Annotated in this window: 13 protein-coding genes; 7 read left to right on the plus strand and 6 right to left on the minus strand. The window is 35.7% G+C overall.

What is annotated here, in order from left to right; all coding sequences use genetic code 11:
* Positions 1–1,059 carry an ABC transporter substrate-binding protein gene (locus AC07M3_RS01375; protein WP_198495798.1) on the minus strand — a complete coding sequence of 353 codons (1,059 nt, stop codon included), beginning with the start codon at positions 1,057–1,059 and terminating at the stop codon, positions 1–3.
* Positions 1,060–2,071: 1,012 nt separating this feature from the next.
* On the opposite strand from AC07M3_RS01375, the gene AC07M3_RS01380 reads away from it, so the two are divergent.
* The 6 genes from AC07M3_RS01380 (at position 2,072) to AC07M3_RS01405 (ending at position 8,925) form a co-directional block, all read left to right on the plus strand.
* Positions 2,072–2,362: a hypothetical protein gene (locus AC07M3_RS01380; protein WP_494566304.1), complete on the plus strand. Its 291-nt coding sequence runs from the start codon at positions 2,072–2,074 to the stop codon at positions 2,360–2,362.
* A gap of 492 nt (positions 2,363–2,854) precedes the next feature.
* A complete protein-coding gene (locus AC07M3_RS01385) occupies positions 2,855–3,388 on the plus strand; it encodes a fimbrial protein (protein WP_003651778.1) in 534 nt (177 codons plus the stop codon).
* A gap of 87 nt (positions 3,389–3,475) precedes the next feature.
* Complete coding sequence (locus tag AC07M3_RS01390) at positions 3,476–4,207, plus strand: fimbria/pilus periplasmic chaperone (protein WP_166645292.1); 732 nt, start codon at positions 3,476–3,478, stop codon at positions 4,205–4,207.
* Positions 4,208–4,265: 58 nt separating this feature from the next.
* Complete coding sequence (locus AC07M3_RS01395) at positions 4,266–6,827, plus strand: fimbria/pilus outer membrane usher protein (protein ID WP_494566305.1); 2,562 nt, start codon at positions 4,266–4,268, stop codon at positions 6,825–6,827.
* Entirely contained in the window at positions 6,824–7,840 is a 1,017-nt protein-coding gene (locus AC07M3_RS01400) for a fimbrial protein (protein ID WP_005305233.1), read from the plus strand. The genes AC07M3_RS01395 and AC07M3_RS01400 overlap by 4 nt, the downstream gene beginning before the upstream one ends.
* Before the next feature lie 113 nt (positions 7,841–7,953).
* A complete protein-coding gene (locus tag AC07M3_RS01405) occupies positions 7,954–8,925 on the plus strand; it encodes a DUF4882 family protein (protein ID WP_494566306.1) in 972 nt (323 codons plus the stop codon).
* Positions 8,926–8,982: 57 nt separating this feature from the next.
* Here the strand turns inward: AC07M3_RS01405 and AC07M3_RS01410 are convergent, their stop codons facing one another.
* Both AC07M3_RS01410 and AC07M3_RS01415 read right to left on the minus strand, forming a co-directional pair.
* Entirely contained in the window at positions 8,983–10,092 is a 1,110-nt protein-coding gene (locus AC07M3_RS01410) for an S-(hydroxymethyl)glutathione dehydrogenase/class III alcohol dehydrogenase (protein WP_494566307.1), read from the minus strand.
* A 228-nt stretch (positions 10,093–10,320) separates the two neighbouring features.
* Positions 10,321–12,192 carry a non-contractile tail sheath protein gene (locus AC07M3_RS01415; RefSeq protein ID WP_494566308.1) on the minus strand — a complete coding sequence of 624 codons (1,872 nt, stop codon included), beginning with the start codon at positions 12,190–12,192 and terminating at the stop codon, positions 10,321–10,323.
* A gap of 183 nt (positions 12,193–12,375) precedes the next feature.
* Between AC07M3_RS01415 and AC07M3_RS01420 the strand changes: the two genes are divergently transcribed.
* Positions 12,376–13,533 carry a catalase family protein gene (locus AC07M3_RS01420; protein WP_494566309.1) on the plus strand — a complete coding sequence of 386 codons (1,158 nt, stop codon included), beginning with the start codon at positions 12,376–12,378 and terminating at the stop codon, positions 13,531–13,533.
* Positions 13,534–13,592: 59 nt separating this feature from the next.
* Here the strand turns inward: AC07M3_RS01420 and AC07M3_RS01425 are convergent, their stop codons facing one another.
* The 3 genes from AC07M3_RS01425 to AC07M3_RS01435 all read right to left on the minus strand — a co-directional run bounded on the left by AC07M3_RS01425 (position 13,593) and on the right by AC07M3_RS01435 (position 15,329).
* On the minus strand, positions 13,593–13,901 hold the full coding sequence (locus AC07M3_RS01425) for a hypothetical protein (RefSeq protein WP_494566310.1): 309 nt from the start codon (positions 13,899–13,901) through the stop codon (positions 13,593–13,595).
* Positions 13,902–14,248: 347 nt separating this feature from the next.
* Positions 14,249–14,704, minus strand: a complete 456-nt coding sequence (locus AC07M3_RS01430; protein WP_494566311.1) for a hypothetical protein — start codon at positions 14,702–14,704, stop codon at positions 14,249–14,251.
* Between the two features lie 190 nt (positions 14,705–14,894).
* Positions 14,895–15,329 (minus strand): GFA family protein, encoded by a 435-nt coding sequence (locus tag AC07M3_RS01435; protein WP_494566312.1) that lies wholly within the window; start codon positions 15,327–15,329, stop codon positions 14,895–14,897.
* Positions 15,330–15,475: the final 146 nt, after the last annotated feature.

Consider the following 15,475-nt stretch of genomic DNA (forward strand, 5'->3'; position numbering starts at 1 on the left):
TTAAAATTTTTTATTTTGACGGCGCTTTAAAACTTCGAGCAAAGGACGATGATCAACCCATGTTTCAATATCGACATCTCGCTCTAAAAAGCCATGTAACCAAAGGAAATCTTTTTGTTGTCTTAAAAGTTCTAAACGCTCTTCATTTAATGATGGATGTAAAGACTTATGAAAATTATTACGGTAGGCTGTCGCTACACTCTCTGCCCCTGCAATCGTTTCATCTTCAAGAATCACCAACACTTCATCTAAATGATCTTGTGCCCAATCCGCCGTATCAAATAGCTCTTCAAGAAAATCGACTACCACATCAAAATGATCTTCTAATAAATCTTCATGGACTGTGATTGGACGAGGCGTTCCGTTATTTACACGAGAAGTCACATCTTCAAATTTATCTAAATCAATCCCAACTTTAAGGCCGCGTTTAGTTGCAGCTTCAACAGCAGAAGCTCCTTTTACATAAACGGCGTCAACTTCACCTGTAATTAATGCATCAAGGCCTGACCAATACGTACTCGCATCACGATTCTCTTTAGGCCCTGCACGCTCAGGTACTTCAATAAAATTGACATCTCGGAAAGTGAGGTTGGCAAGTTGTAACGCGCCACGAATACCTTGCAATGACATGGCTCTAAAAATACTACCAGCACGTTTGTCGGCATATTCTGGTAACGCAACTTTCACATTTTTTAGGTGTTCTGGCTGGCTAATGTTTGAATCAGGTCGAACAATAATGACTTGCCACTCATCTATCCAAGTCAATCCAATGAGTCGGCTGGGTGCTCCTTCAGAGCGTGCAGCTAATGCAGGTACATTTCCACCTTCTCTGAACAACGCGGGTAATTGATGATCAAAATGATGAACCGACAAACCCTTACGCGCATCTTGCAAGACAGCGACATCAATGCCGTGCTTTTCAAATTTTTTAACCAGAGTGCCGCGCTTTAAAGAAATACCTGTTGCTGTGGGTACAGGACATCGAGTAACCCAAATTTCAGACAGGATGTTTTTTACAAATTCTTTAGAATTTTCTTTTTTATCTACTACAAGTGACATACGGATTCCTTAGGATAATTCCACTTTCATCAGTCACATTGAGCAGCTTTTATGCCAATTTAATTTGTTTTTTATTTTCAATAATTTATGCAAAAACATTAGGGTTGGAAATGTTTATATTTCATCATTTTTCAATGTCAGTGTTGTTTTATCAGCACTTACCTCCGACAGATACAACTTACAAAATGCAGAATAATGCAATCAGCCACCCTAGAACTCGTTCTGTTTGAAAGTTGAGCATTTATTGCTGGAGTAGAGCTGAGTCTACAGATGGTATCTTCTGTATTAGATCTTGTAGATAATGCTCTAGTTACTTTCTTAAGATATTTTTTCTAGAATAAATTTTTCAGCAATCAAATAATATTTATAAAACTCAATTAAAAGAGAATTTTCATCAAGTTTAAATATTACTATGTTTTCTATAATTCATATTTCTACTTTATATAATTTGATCTTGAAAAGATCGTACACGCTTAAATTGTTGCAAAAACTTTTAAAAACTAAAATAATCTTTTGTGCCTCAATATATTTAAAATGTGTGATGAATTTCAACTTATTGATGGTGTAATAGTTGCATTTAATAAATAAAGTGAATTTATTTTTTAATTTATAAATAAAAGGTTAAATAAATCACATTTTAAATAAAATTAGTATCTTTTTTCTCTGTAATTATCTTGCAATGTAAATACTAAAATCACAAAAATAAATTACATATTTATTAAATATTTAATTATATATTATTAATTATTTTAATTTTACCCTATTGCGTTGTTTTATTTTATCTTATAAATATCAATAACTTGGATTGAAATAAATAATTTTTAAAGTATTGTAATTATTATGTTTCTTAATATGTTTTTAAAATTCTAACTATTACATTATTTAAAACAGTTAATGTGATTTTCGTCACGTCAAAATTAATATTTTTTCTTCATTTAAACTTAATGATTGTTTTTAAATTAAAAATATTGTATCAAATAGATATAAACTATTTTATAAATAGGCATACAAAATGAAAAATAATATATTTAAACTTCTTATTCTGATGGTGCTTTCCACTTCCCCATTATTTTGTTATGCAAATAACACAATAATGATAAGAGGAAATATTGTTGAAGATACATGTTCAACAGAACATAGCGAGATAGAATGTGTTGAGGTAAATAATTTAAATATTAAACTTGATAGTGAATATTTAAATAAAAATAGTATTTCTAACTTAGCTCAACATACTGAGAAAATGGACACTAGCATTGAAAGCATAAGTTCTAATCGCAAAGTCGTGCTTATCAACTATCATTGACTTATTAGGCATAGCATTTGAGTCGATTCCTGCAATAAGCTTGATTAAAGAGTGACTTGTCGAATTCATCACATATTTTGATGAAATAAAGGATGAGTCACTCTTTTTTTATAAAATGACTATTTTGTATGTTTTTTCTATATACATATACGTAATTTATTCTATATAATTGTATTGTAATAATTTAAGCTTATTTTTCACATAAATTGTTTAATTCTTCTCTATTTGCATAGTGTTCTTATGTAACTTGCTTATCTCTGCGGTTCCGCTTTCTGGAAAAATAAAAAAATATTAATAAACAGATATATAGACTGTAAACGGTAGCTTTCAAGCATTTGTTTTTAGTGTGACCTAATTAAATTTATGAAAAAATAATGTGATCTAGTTTGCATTTTGTTTAAGAAGTGTTAAGATCGCCGCATTACTTTTCAAGATGTCAAACACTGGAAAAGTAAGGAAATAAACTTTTATCCAGACTTTTGAGAAAACACTATGAAAAAACTTGCTTTGATCGCTGCTCTTTCGGTTGTAGGGATTGCGAATGCTCAAGCTGCTGATGGTACAATTACAATTAATGGTTTAGTTACAGATAAAACTTGTGACATCGTTACCCCAGCTGGTAAAGACTTCACAGTTACTCTTCCAACTGTTTCTAAACAAACTTTAGCTGTTGCTGGGGATGTTGCTGGTCGTACTCCTTTCCAAATCAACTTAGCTAACTGTTCACAAGGTAAAGTAGCTACTTACTTCGAACCAGGTGCAACTGTTGACTTTAATACTGGTCGTTTACTTAACCAAGACGCTACTGGTGCTAAAAACGTTAACGTTCAACTTTTAGGTAACAACAACAACTTCATCCCAGTTCTTGCTGCGGGTGCAAATGGTGCTCAAGCTAACTCTCAATGGGTTGACGTAGCTGAAGGCGCAAGTGCTGACCTTAACTACTATGCTGAATACTATGCAACTGGCGCTTCTACTGCTGGTAAAGTAACTACTTCTGTTCAATACACAATTATCTATCAATAATTAGTTGATAGCGGGGTTTCTGTGTTCGCATGGAAGCCCTGTTTTGTGTAACACCTTCCCGAATCTTTCTTGGTTGAGAATTCTGAAATGAAATTGAACAGTTATAATTTTTTGTTAGGTTTGGCATTTGCTTCAGCGGTTGTCGCACCTGCTACTCAAGCAGAAATTGTAATTCATGGCACTCGTGTAATTTATCCGTCGGATGCTAGAGAAGTTACGCTACAAGTTAGCAATAACGGTTCAAAGCCAGCACTTGTCCAAGCTTGGATTGACGAAGGTGACCCAAAAAGTACACCAGACCAATCTAAAGTTCCTTTTATGATTGCTCCCCCTATTTCTCGTGTTGAAGCTACAAAAAGTCAGACACTTCGTATTACCGCTTTGCCAAATGCTTCTCAATTAAATCAGAAGCAGGAAACGGTTTTGTGGTTGAATATTTTAGATATTCCACCTAGACCTACTTCAAAAAGTGAAGATACGACACCTGATAATTTCCTGCAACTTGCAATTCGTTCAAGAATTAAATTCTTCTATCGTCCTTCATCGATTAAAGAAGATGCGAATTTAGCATCAGATAAGCTTCAATGGGTTAAATCTGGTCAAAATTTAATGGTAAAAAATCCTACCCCTTTTCATATCACGCTGACTTCTGTTTACCAAAAGGCAGGTGATAAAAAAGTTGATTTACTACCTCAAGGGCTAATGATTAAGCCTTTTTCTGAAGCGTCCGTTCCACTTAAGAATGGCAATCTTCAAGATATGAGTTTTATTAATGTCAATGACTACGGTGGTCGAATTGAACACCCAATAAAACTTTAGTAATCAGATTTATCTTTTTAATAAATTTAAGCACCTATATGTGTAGGCGGACTTAGCTATGCCAAAAAAAAGGCAAGAATCTTATAAATTATTAAAACGCCATATTTGTTACTACTTGGCTTCTGGTGTTGTCACAATGACAATGCCTGTATTCGTGCATGCTGAAGAAACAGCTACGAGTGCTCCCGTAGAGGCTGAATTCGATTCTGCTTTTTTAATTGGGGATGCACAAAAAGTCGATATTTCTCGTTTTAAATATGGCAACCCTGTTTTACCAGGTGAATATAACGTTGACCTATATGTAAATGGTCAATGGTTTGGTAAACGTCGTATGGTCTTTAAAGCATTAGACCCTAATAAAAATGCAGAAACGTGTTTTACAGGAATGAACCTGCTTGAGTACGGCGTTAAACAAGACGTTTTGTCTAAGCATACGACCCTTCAAAAAGAGAATAATAGTTGTTATAAAATTGAAGAGTGGGTTGAAAATGCATTTTATGAGTTTGATACATCTCGTTTACGTGTAGATATTTCGATTCCGCAAGTTGCTTTGCAAAAAAATGCGCAAGGCTATGTCGACCCAAGCGTATGGGATCGCGGTATTAATGCTGGTTTTTTATCTTATAGTGGTAGTGCCTATAAAACATTTAATCAGTCTGGTGACCGAAGCGAAACAACAAACGCATTTATGGGCGTGACTGCTGGACTAAATGTAGCAGGTTGGCAATTACGTCATAATGGCCAATGGCAATGGCAAGATACCCCTGCTGAAAATCAATCTAAATCTGATTATCAAGAAACAAGTACATATTTACAAAGAGCCTTTCCTAAATACCGCGGTGTTTTAACGCTAGGTGATAGTTTTACAAACGGCGAAGTATTTGATTCTATTGGTTATCGCGGTATTGATTTCTCAAGCGATGATCGAATGTTACCAAATAGTATGTTGGGCTATGCCCCTCGTATTCGTGGTAATGCAAAAACCAATGCAAAAGTTGAAGTTCGTCAACAAGGCCAACTTATCTATCAAACAACTGTTGCGCCAGGTAACTTTGAAATTAACGACCTTTACCCTACTGGTTTTGGTGGCGAGATTGAAGTTTCTATTATTGAAGCAAATGGCCAAATACAAAAATTTTCGGTTCCATATGCTTCAGTTGTACAAATGTTACGTCCAGGTGTAAACCGTTATTCTTTAACTGTAGGTCAGTTCCGAGATCAAGATATCGATCTTAATCCTTGGGTGGTTCAAGGTAAATACCAACAGGGTATTAACAACTACCTAACAGGTTATACGGGCCTACAAGCAACGGAAAATTATGCTGCTGTGTTATTAGGTGCTGCTTTTGCTACACCAATTGGTGCTGTTGCGTTAGATGTTACCCACTCTGAAGCTGACTTTGAAAAGCAGTCATCACAATCTGGGCAAAGTTTCCGTTTAAGTTATAGTAAGTTAATTACTCCAACCAACACAAACTTAACACTGGCAGCATATCGTTATTCGACAGAAAACTTCTATAAATTACGTGATGCTTTGCTTATTCACGATTTAGAAGAAAAAGGCGTAAATACCTATGCTGCAGCTGGTCATCAGCGCAGTGAATTCCAAATTACTTTAAACCAAGGGCTTCCAGAAGGTTGGGGTAATTTCTATGTGGTTGGCTCATGGGTTGATTATTGGAACCGTAGCGAAAGTACTAAACAGTACCAAATTGGTTATAGCAATAACTACCATGGTTTAACTTATGGTTTATCTGCAATTAACCGTAAGGTTGAGTATGGTTCAAATGATGCGTCGCATGATACTGAATATTTAATGACGCTTTCATTCCCAATTAACTTTAAGAAGAACTCAGTTAACGTTAACGTGAGTGCCTCTGAAGATAGTCGTACTGTTGGTGCAAGTGGAATGGTGGGTGATCGCTTTAGTTATGGTGCTTCGGTGTCGCATCAAGACTATGCAAATCCATCATTTAACGCAAATGGCCGTTATCGTACTAACTATGCAACTGTTGGCGGCTCTTATAGTATTGCTGACTCTTACCAACAAGCAATGGTTAGCTTAAGTGGTAGTGTAGTTGCACATTCAGATGGTATTTTATTTGGACCTGAGCAAGGCCAAACCATGGTACTTGTGCATGCTCCAGAGGCTGCTGGTGCAAAAGTTAATAATACCGTTGGTTTAAGTGTGAATAAGGCTGGTTATGCGGTTATTCCGTATGTTACTCCGTACCGCCTTAATGACATTACCCTTGACCCACAAGAGATGTCGAGCCAAGTAGAGCTTGAAGAAACAAGTCAACGAATTGCACCTTTTGCTGGCGCAATTGCTAAAGTTGATTTTGCGACTAAGACTGGTTATGCAGTTTACATTAATAGCAAAACTGCTGATGGCAACAGTTTACCGTTTGCAGCTCAAGTCTTTAACCAAAAAGATGAAGCTGTAGGTATTGTTGCTCAAGGTAGTATGATTTACTTACGTACCCCACTTGCTCAAGATCGTCTTTATGTGAAATGGGGCGATGAAAGCAATGAGCGTTGTTCGGTTGAGTACAATATCAGTAATCAGTTGCAAAATAAGCAACAAAGCATGGTAATGACTGAGGCTGTCTGCAAATGAAAAAATTACTCTTAAATAGTGGTGCTTTAGTTGTATTAGGTTTTTGTATTAATACAGGTGCTCAAGCAGCATGTACGACTAGCAACGGTTTCAGAACAATTGATGTTGCGATGCAAGTTGGACGAGTTGTAGTTCGCCCAAGTGATCCTGTAGGTAAAGTTTTGGTTAAGTCCCTTTTTGAGATCAGACCAGATCCTAATACTATGTATACCTGTAGCACCTCGGATATGTTGACGGCACAGTTATTACAAAGTTATCCACTTAGCGTACTTGGTAATAGCATCTATTCAACTAATATTCCAGGGATTGGTATTCGTCTCTATCGCGAAGCGTTTAATGCTGGAAATTTCTCTGGTTACTATCCTTATACTCGTCGCGTCCCAAGCACTCGTTTCACCCTTGCAGAAGGCTATTTTGTTGTAGAAATTGTAAAAACGGCTGAAAATACTGGATCTGGAACTTTAGTCCCTGGTGTTTATAGTAGTTATTATGCCGGAAGCCGAAGTGATCGTCCTTTTTTAACTAGTACGGTTAATGCTAATGCAATTACGATCGCCTCTTCTTCTTGTGAATGGCGTGGCGCTATTAATAAGCAGGTACAACTACCAACAGTTACAAAAGCTGGGTTTAAAGGTGTTGGTTCAACTCAGGGAGATCAATCTTTCGATCTAAATATTTTGTGTAATGGTGGTATCAACCCAACTGGTTATGAAGAGAAAAACCTCATTAGCTTGAGTTTTGATTATCAACAAGACGGCACGAATACCCAAGTTTTAAAAAATCTTGAACCAAATGCAACTAAAGCAAATGGTGTTGGGGTTCAACTTGTATGGAATTATCAAAATAAGAATCAAGTTATTGGCTTAGGTAATAAACTAGAACTAGGAACTGTGAAATCAAATCAAACCATTCAATATGATGTTCCTTTAACAGCTCGTTACTATCAAACGGCAGCAAATGTTACGCCTGGTAAAGTTCGTGCAATGGCTACTGTAACTATTGAATATGATTAATCATATTCAATAGTCTATAAACCTAATAATTTCAAATATTTAAAAATTAATAATAAGTTTTACTTTATCAATATTTTCTCAAAATTTAATACTTAACGCGATAGGAATATTTTATGAAAAAAATAGGCATAGTTGCCGTTAGCGCTATTACATTATGTTGGGCAATGTATGAAGTATCTTTTGACAATACGAGTACCGTATCGCGTAATGAATCTGGTCAAAAAGTAGCATCTAAAACCATTTCATCAACCGCAAAGAATGAAAAATTAGCGTCTCAAACCCTCTTGGCTAAAACAAATTCCCTTAATTCTGCCCCAGTCTGCCAATATAATTTTAACGCGACTCAGGAAGATTTCGATCTATGGAATAATGAACACCCTGATTTTCCTACGAAAATATTCCCATCGATAAATGGTCAAAAATTTGGTTTTAAAGTGGAACCTACGCCAGAAAGTGAGTATGGCTACGTAGATTATGTAGCTACAAGTAAAGTAGATAGTCCGAATTCGATTAATGAAATTGGTGATTTAACGATACCTCACACAGGTATTATTGCATTTGAAATGGAACTTAAAATTCCAACATCAACTCTTGGGAGTTCATCACTTGGAAATTCTACTTATCATTCCTCTAGCATTGGATTTAGTGGCATAACAAATAATGGTTATACAATTAGATCCAACTATTGGTTTGATATGGGGGGGTATGATCCAGATTTTGGTGAGAATCCTGCTAGATTACACTATTATGTAGCCTACCGACTTAGTGATAACAGCGGCCCTGACAATCCATATTATAAAGGTCAAAACATGACAAATAATTCAAATGGATACCAAAGATTAGGGATGTATATTAATCAGAACACTAAGCAGGTTGGCTTTATTGTAAATGGTGTTGATCAGGGGTATCAATCTACTTTGCCTGCCTCACTTGAGAATATACGTTTTTCTGTAGCAAGTGCTATAGGAATATATTCTAATCAATTATTTGGGCAAGAATTGTCTAATGAACTTATTACTGACCGTAATGCGCTACAGTTTAGCTACCCTCAGGGCACAACAGACATGTGTGGTAATGCCATTTAAGATATAAAACTATAAACCGTAAAAAAGGGCTGAATCACAGCCCTTTTTTTATTTCATTTAGAAATGAATGACTGTACGGATTGATTTACCTTTGTGCATTAAATCAAAAGCGGTATTAATGTCTTGTAGAGGCATGGTATGTGTTACAAAAGGTTCAAGTTGAATTTCACCTTTCATGGCATCTTCGACCATTTTTGGAAGTTGTGAACGGCCTTTTACCCCACCAAAAGCAGTACCTAACCATTTACGGCCGGTAACCAACTGGAATGGACGAGTCGAAATTTCTTGACCTGCACCAGCAACACCAATAATAACGGATTGTCCCCAACCGCGATGAGCACATTCTAGAGCCGAGCGCATAACATTGACGTTACCAATACATTCAAATGAATGATCTACGCCCCAGCCTGTCATTTCTACAATGACTTGTTGAATTGGTTTATCGTAATCTTTAGGGTTTAAGAAATCTGTAGCACCAAACTGCTTAGCAAGTTCAAATTTATCTGGGTTTGTGTCTACCACAATAATTTGTCCTGCTTTCGCTTGACGTGCACCTTGTACAACAGCCAAACCAATACCGCCTAGGCCAAATACGGCAACAGAGTCACCTTCTTGTACTTTAGCTGTGTTATGTACGGCTCCAATGCCTGTAGTTACGCCACAACCTAGTAAACAAACTTGCTCGTGATTCGCTTCAGGATTGATTTTAGCTAAAGATACTTCTGCGACTACTGTATATTCACTAAAAGTTGAACACCCCATGTAGTGGTAAATCGGTTCGCCATTATATGAAAAACGTGTGGTGCCATCTGGCATTACACCTTTACCTTGTGTTGCACGTACTGCAACACACAAGTTGGTTTTTCCAGATTTACAGAATAAGCATTCTTTACATTCAGCTGTATAAAGTGGAATCACATGGTCACCAGGTTGAACGCTCGTTACGCCCTCACCGACTTCAACCACAACACCTGCACCTTCATGACCTAAAATGGCAGGGAAAACACCTTCTGGGTCATCGCCGGATAATGTAAAAGCATCGGTATGACATACCCCTGTATGGGTAATTTTTATTAAAACTTCACCCGCTTGAGGTGGTGCAACATCAACTTCAACAATTTCTAAAGGTTTTCCTGGGGCAAAGGCGACAGCTGCACGAGATTTCATCTTTGGGTTTCCTTTAAATCATTCGGTATTTATAGTCGAGCAAAATAGATTATGTAACAGTAATACAAGAGTTTAATTTTGCTTAAATTAAAATTGGCTTTCATGACAATCCATCACAGCATAGCCAGTCAAGTAAGTCTAAGCAAGCCCATGTTTCAAAAAGAAGAAAACCTCTTACTTGAAGAGGTTTTCTATCAAATCACTTATCTTAAAACGGTTTATGTTTACTTATAGGTAAATATCTGGTGGATATGGTGTGTTATCACTAATTGGTGAGTAAAGCGTATTTTCAACAAAGAAACCATTTGGCGCTTGAGTGGTATCGATTGTAATCGAATCAAACATGACTTGTGGGTATGCCCAGATAAATTGCTTCATCAAACCCAGAGAAACATTATTTTTCATGTCACCAAAAATTCGTTGCCAGATGGGTGTTCGATATGGTTTGTTTTTATCGAAGCCATAAATATAGGCAATAGATGCATCAGGAACAAATCCTGATAAATAAACGACTTTATTTGCAGGATAGCCCAAACCTTGTATAGGTATTTGGGAAACTGCCTGATGTGCCAAGTCTAAGCGAGCTTCTAATAGCCAGTCATAAGCTTCAGTCATCATGTAGTCAAAATTAGGATATGAATAGTGCGTGCTTGGATAGTTAATATAAGTGGCTAGTGTTTGAATTGGAGACTGAATAGAAGGAAAGAAAATAAGTGGGCTAACTTTGGCTGTTGAATATTTTGCTTTGATAACAGTACGAATGTTTTGACAGGTTTGTCCTAATTTATTTCTAAGCCATGTTTTAAACTCATCATAAGGAGTTCCTGTTTTATTCATGGCCTCATAAATTGTACCTAAATCTGGTGCATATAAACCTGTATCTGCATTAAAGGCCAGTTTTGTTGGATAGTCATACACACAAGGTAGATTCGTGTCAGTGTTGTACCACCACCAAGGTTCACCAATCTGCATGTTTACATCACATCCCCCGACAACCATTGCATCTGCAAACTCAATAAAGACTTTATGTAGATATGCCAATGCATTTTGGTCACTTAAACTAAAAAAATAGCTCTGTGGTTGGTAGCCTGTTTTACCCAAATTACTATTCCAGTCACGCTGTGCCCAATACTCATTGGCCCCCAAGGAATACATTTCAAAGCTGACCCCAAAGATGGGCTGCATATTGGCGCTATGTAAAGCCTGAGCATATTTCTCATGCCATTTACGAGTACATGAGTTAACAACAGCTTCGCCCGTCACCAAAGTATCTGGTATTTGCCATTTATTAATATCACTTTTCCATTTCATTTCAGGATAATGCGACATTCCACAATAATGGTTAACCAAACCTTGATATCCCAAAGTGACCATATTGTTGACTATACGCTGCGGGTTTAAATCGTAATGGTCGTCATAGCTGGTACAGATGCCATAATTGTGCTGAGGTACAACCACACGGCTCAAATTTAACTTCGCATTTGCTCCCGTAACAACCGAGTTGGTTAGTCGAATATAACCATCTTGGGGCTGACTTAAAGGTGTAGCGGATTGGCCATTATATTGACTGGTAAAACCAGAAAATGAAATTCGCTGAATATTGGTGACGGGAAAGCTATCTGTCGCAGAAAAACCAGCTTTCACCGTATCCCAATTAATATGAATATGCGCCGTGCGAGATGAAGGATTATTTGCGTAGTTAAACAAGACTACATATGCAATTTTATCTACACCATTGGCATTATAGTACACCGTTAAAGTTGGAGTTAAAGTCGGATTATTCAAAACAGGCATAGAGGCTGATAATTCAAGATCAAAATCCCAGACTACCCCCGAGTAATTATATTTGGTTTCATAGGCTAGGAACTTATGATCTTTAGCGTCATAAGAATTCCACGTAATTCCAACTAAATCGTTTACCATGCGCGACCTAAAAGATGCTTCAAAGCCATTTCCATAATTTGTAATGGCGAAAGACATCGTTTGTGGGCCGTCTATTCTCCAATAAATAGGACTAAATCGATCAATAAGTGTATTTTGAGTGATTGGATGGGGTGATGAATTAGAATTATTTTGCACATTTTGTCGATTAGTTATCATGTTGTCATTCTCTTAATGTATTAAGAAGTTTTATATTAAATAATAATTTTTATTTTATTGTTCGGATAAGTAACAATGACGTTTAAATTATTTACAGTTAATATTTTTTATAAAGCTCAAAATAAACTTAAACAAGAATTCTTAATATCATCCTAAAATATTTTTGCCCCAAGGAGATAATAAATGTCAAATTTTATGCAGCCTATACATTTTAGGGTATTGTTTGTATTTACTCCTCTTGTGTTTGCACTAACAGGTTGTAGTGAAACTTTACATTCCCAAAGAACCATACCAATAAAGACCTCTTCAGAAAGTATCGCTTATCCAGAAGTTGATACCGTTTTAGGGGAAAAGTTACAGCCTAATGAGGATGTGTTAGCCCAGAACATAGCTCAAGTCATTGAAAAGTCAATTCGTGAACAATATACGGCGGGAAATGCTTTACGTGATGCGCATCCTAAAGCACATGGGTGTGTTCGAGCTGAATTTCATGTCTCAAAAAATATACCTGCTCAGTTCGCTAAAGGGGTTTTTATACCAGATCGAAGTTATCAAGCATGGATTCGCTTTTCCAACGCTTCTAATGATGCCTCTAGTGCTGACATTGACAAAGATGCACGTGGCATAGCGATAAAACTTTTAGGTGTATCTGGAGAGAAAATTTTAGAAAGTGAAAAGCAAGCAACTACCCAAGATTTTATTATGATTAATCACCCTGTCTTTTTTGCGAATGATGCTAAACGATACCTTTCTTTTATAAATGATGTGAATAGCCATAATATGATTAGAAAACTTCATATTCCATTTGCCTTAGGTTTTAAAGGAACAATGAATGCACTCGGAGCACGTAATTCACAAATCGCAAACCCACTCTATGCGCGTTACTGGTCTATGGTTCCCTATCAGTTAGGGCTTGGTAATGATCGACAAGCGGTTAAATATTCGGTACGTGCTTGCTCAGTGACAGCAAATAATCTACCTAAAAATCCTAGTCATGATTTTTTAAGAGAAGCTTTAAAAAATACTTTACAGCAAACCGACGCCTGTATGGAGTTCCTTATTCAGCCACGAACTTCAAGTCAAATGTTAGTAGAAGATTCGATGACAGAATGGGATGAGAAAGCGGCTCCTTTTTATCAAGTAGCGACTATTCATATTCCAAAGCAGAATTTTGATACGCCCGAGCAAAATAAGTTCTGTGAAAATTTGTCTTTTACGCCGTGGCATGCCTTACCTGCACATAAGCCACTAGGTGCAGTAAACCGAATGCGTAAAGTCATTTATGAAAATATAAGCAGGGTTCGACATGATATGAATTCTGCACCTAGACAAGAGCCTTAAATACCCTATTCCCCTCGGTTTAACATTTAAGTAATCTTGTCTTACTAGGAGCAATTTTTTTATTTAATGACTTTTTTACTGGTGTCTATGGTGATTCGATCAATGAAATCTGCCAGCCATAAAATAAAGTCATCTTCATTTTTATGTTTTGGAATCAAGCTTGTATCTACTCTAATGAGTAATTCAATTTGCACACTAACAACAGCCCCTTCGAAGTTCACAAAGTTATATAAAAATTTTAATTCTGTGCCTGAAATGGCTTTTTCAATTTCTATAATTAAATTATTTAAGTCTTTAAAGTAATTGCTTGAATGTTTGTTTTTAATATTTTTATTAATTTTTTCTGCTAATAATAAGTATTTTGGCATTTTTATCTCCTTATTAATTATTTATAAAATATAAGTATAAGATTGTAGTTGTAAAATAAATTTATAATTTTTATTAAGATTGTTGCTGTTTTTTAATTTTAATTGATAAATTATGAATATCATAACTATTTATTGTTTTAATAATGTGATCTGGTTTTAATTTTATTCCGATTAAATTGGTAGGTATTTTAACAGTCAGCTAAAAATTTATATTTAATAAACTCTATATTTTTAAAATATTAAACATTTTAAAAATCACTATTAAAAAACCGCCCCAGAAGGCGGTTGCTGAATTTACAGCGATATATAGAAGTGTAGTGGACGATCACTTCTATATTTTTTTAAACTTATTTTTCTTCTTTTATAATTTTAGTAAAGGCATCTGACTTGAAATAATTAATAATCATCTCTCCATCATCACCTGTAGATGAGGATACTTTAGGAGGCTCTTCATAGTTAAACTTAAAGTCTGGAGGGATAAATTGTGAGATCGGTGGAAGCTTGGCCTCTCCTCCTGTTGTAATTCTTTCAATAAAACCTGCGAGCCAAAGAATATATTCATCTTTATTTTTATGGTTAGGCATGAGGCTCACATCCAACTTAATCGCACACTCTTCTAACGGCTTGGTTAAGCACTCATCAAAATCTATAAAATTATATTTAAGTTTAAACTTGGTTCCTTTAATTTCCTTACGAATTACACCAACCAAATGATTTAAGGTCTCTGCTGAGCTTTCTGAAAATAAATTTTTGTCCTCAATCTTTTTGTACACATTCTCAGCGATGATTAAATATTGTGGCATCTCTATTTTCTCCCTTTTATACTTTAGCTACTCACTCAGCCTTTTAAGGAAGTATGATAGATATCATGTTTTCTAATGTAATTGTTGTACTGCCAATTGTAATTAATGTGTATTTGTGAAATCTGAAAGCATAGCTATTCCTAAAAATTAAAGATAACGCAAAGCAAGTCTCTTTTTAGAGAAAATTATTCTAATCAAAAAATATTTTTAGTTCATCTAAAGTTGGAAGCTGGTTATAAGATTCATCTGCTTCTATTGTGTTAGCCCAGTTTGACTTTGAAAACACGCAAAAATTAAGTTTTTTTAGCACAACAATGTCTTGATCTAATAAGCCTAATGGTATCCACATAAAATGTGTATTTCCAACTAGGTTGGGTACTGGCGATCCACATTTACTACAAAATGAAGATGTGAAACCTGTTTCCTTTTTATAAGTACGAATAAGTTCTAAACCTGATAACCATTTAAATTTGTCTTTGCCGACCAAAGTGGCCGCATTTGATCCCGTTCCCGATTGCTTTCGGCAGAGACTACAGTGGCAGTGATAGATAGTCTCTATCTCGTTGGTAATTGAAAATTTGACTTCATGACATAGACAAGAACCCACATGACTCATCTCGAGCATCCTTAAAAAATAATATTGAATATAGCATTAGGTTTAAAACGGTTAAATTTAACTTTATATTTTTAAAAGGCTATTTTTTCTTAGAAATACCTATAAAAATAAGGAATTGCTAGCGTTGAGGCTTGGCAGAATGCATTTATAAGGTT

It is taken from the genome of Acinetobacter sp. GW821-FHT09D10 (assembly GCF_059416285.1).

What these genes read in the sequence shown, in the direction of transcription:
- AC07M3_RS01405 (WP_494566306.1), top strand. Translation starts at nt 7,954, where the DNA reads ATGAAAAAAATAGGCATAGTTGCCGTTAGCGCTATTACATTATGTTGG.
- AC07M3_RS01380 (WP_494566304.1), top strand. Translation starts at nt 2,072, where the DNA reads ATGAAAAATAATATATTTAAACTTCTTATTCTGATGGTGCTTTCCACT.
- AC07M3_RS01400 (WP_005305233.1), top strand. Translation starts at nt 6,824, where the DNA reads ATGAAAAAATTACTCTTAAATAGTGGTGCTTTAGTTGTATTAGGTTTT.
- AC07M3_RS01430 (WP_494566311.1), bottom strand. Translation starts at nt 14,704, where the DNA reads ATGCCACAATATTTAATCATCGCTGAGAATGTGTACAAAAAGATTGAG.
- AC07M3_RS01425 (WP_494566310.1), bottom strand. Translation starts at nt 13,901, where the DNA reads ATGCCAAAATACTTATTATTAGCAGAAAAAATTAATAAAAATATTAAA.
- AC07M3_RS01375 (WP_198495798.1), bottom strand. Translation starts at nt 1,059, where the DNA reads ATGTCACTTGTAGTAGATAAAAAAGAAAATTCTAAAGAATTTGTAAAA.
- AC07M3_RS01415 (WP_494566308.1), bottom strand. Translation starts at nt 12,192, where the DNA reads ATGATAACTAATCGACAAAATGTGCAAAATAATTCTAATTCATCACCC.
- AC07M3_RS01390 (WP_166645292.1), top strand. Translation starts at nt 3,476, where the DNA reads ATGAAATTGAACAGTTATAATTTTTTGTTAGGTTTGGCATTTGCTTCA.
- AC07M3_RS01395 (WP_494566305.1), top strand. Translation starts at nt 4,266, where the DNA reads ATGCCAAAAAAAAGGCAAGAATCTTATAAATTATTAAAACGCCATATT.
- AC07M3_RS01435 (WP_494566312.1), bottom strand. Translation starts at nt 15,329, where the DNA reads ATGCTCGAGATGAGTCATGTGGGTTCTTGTCTATGTCATGAAGTCAAA.
- AC07M3_RS01420 (WP_494566309.1), top strand. Translation starts at nt 12,376, where the DNA reads ATGTCAAATTTTATGCAGCCTATACATTTTAGGGTATTGTTTGTATTT.
- AC07M3_RS01385 (WP_003651778.1), top strand. Translation starts at nt 2,855, where the DNA reads ATGAAAAAACTTGCTTTGATCGCTGCTCTTTCGGTTGTAGGGATTGCG.
- AC07M3_RS01410 (WP_494566307.1), bottom strand. Translation starts at nt 10,092, where the DNA reads ATGAAATCTCGTGCAGCTGTCGCCTTTGCCCCAGGAAAACCTTTAGAA.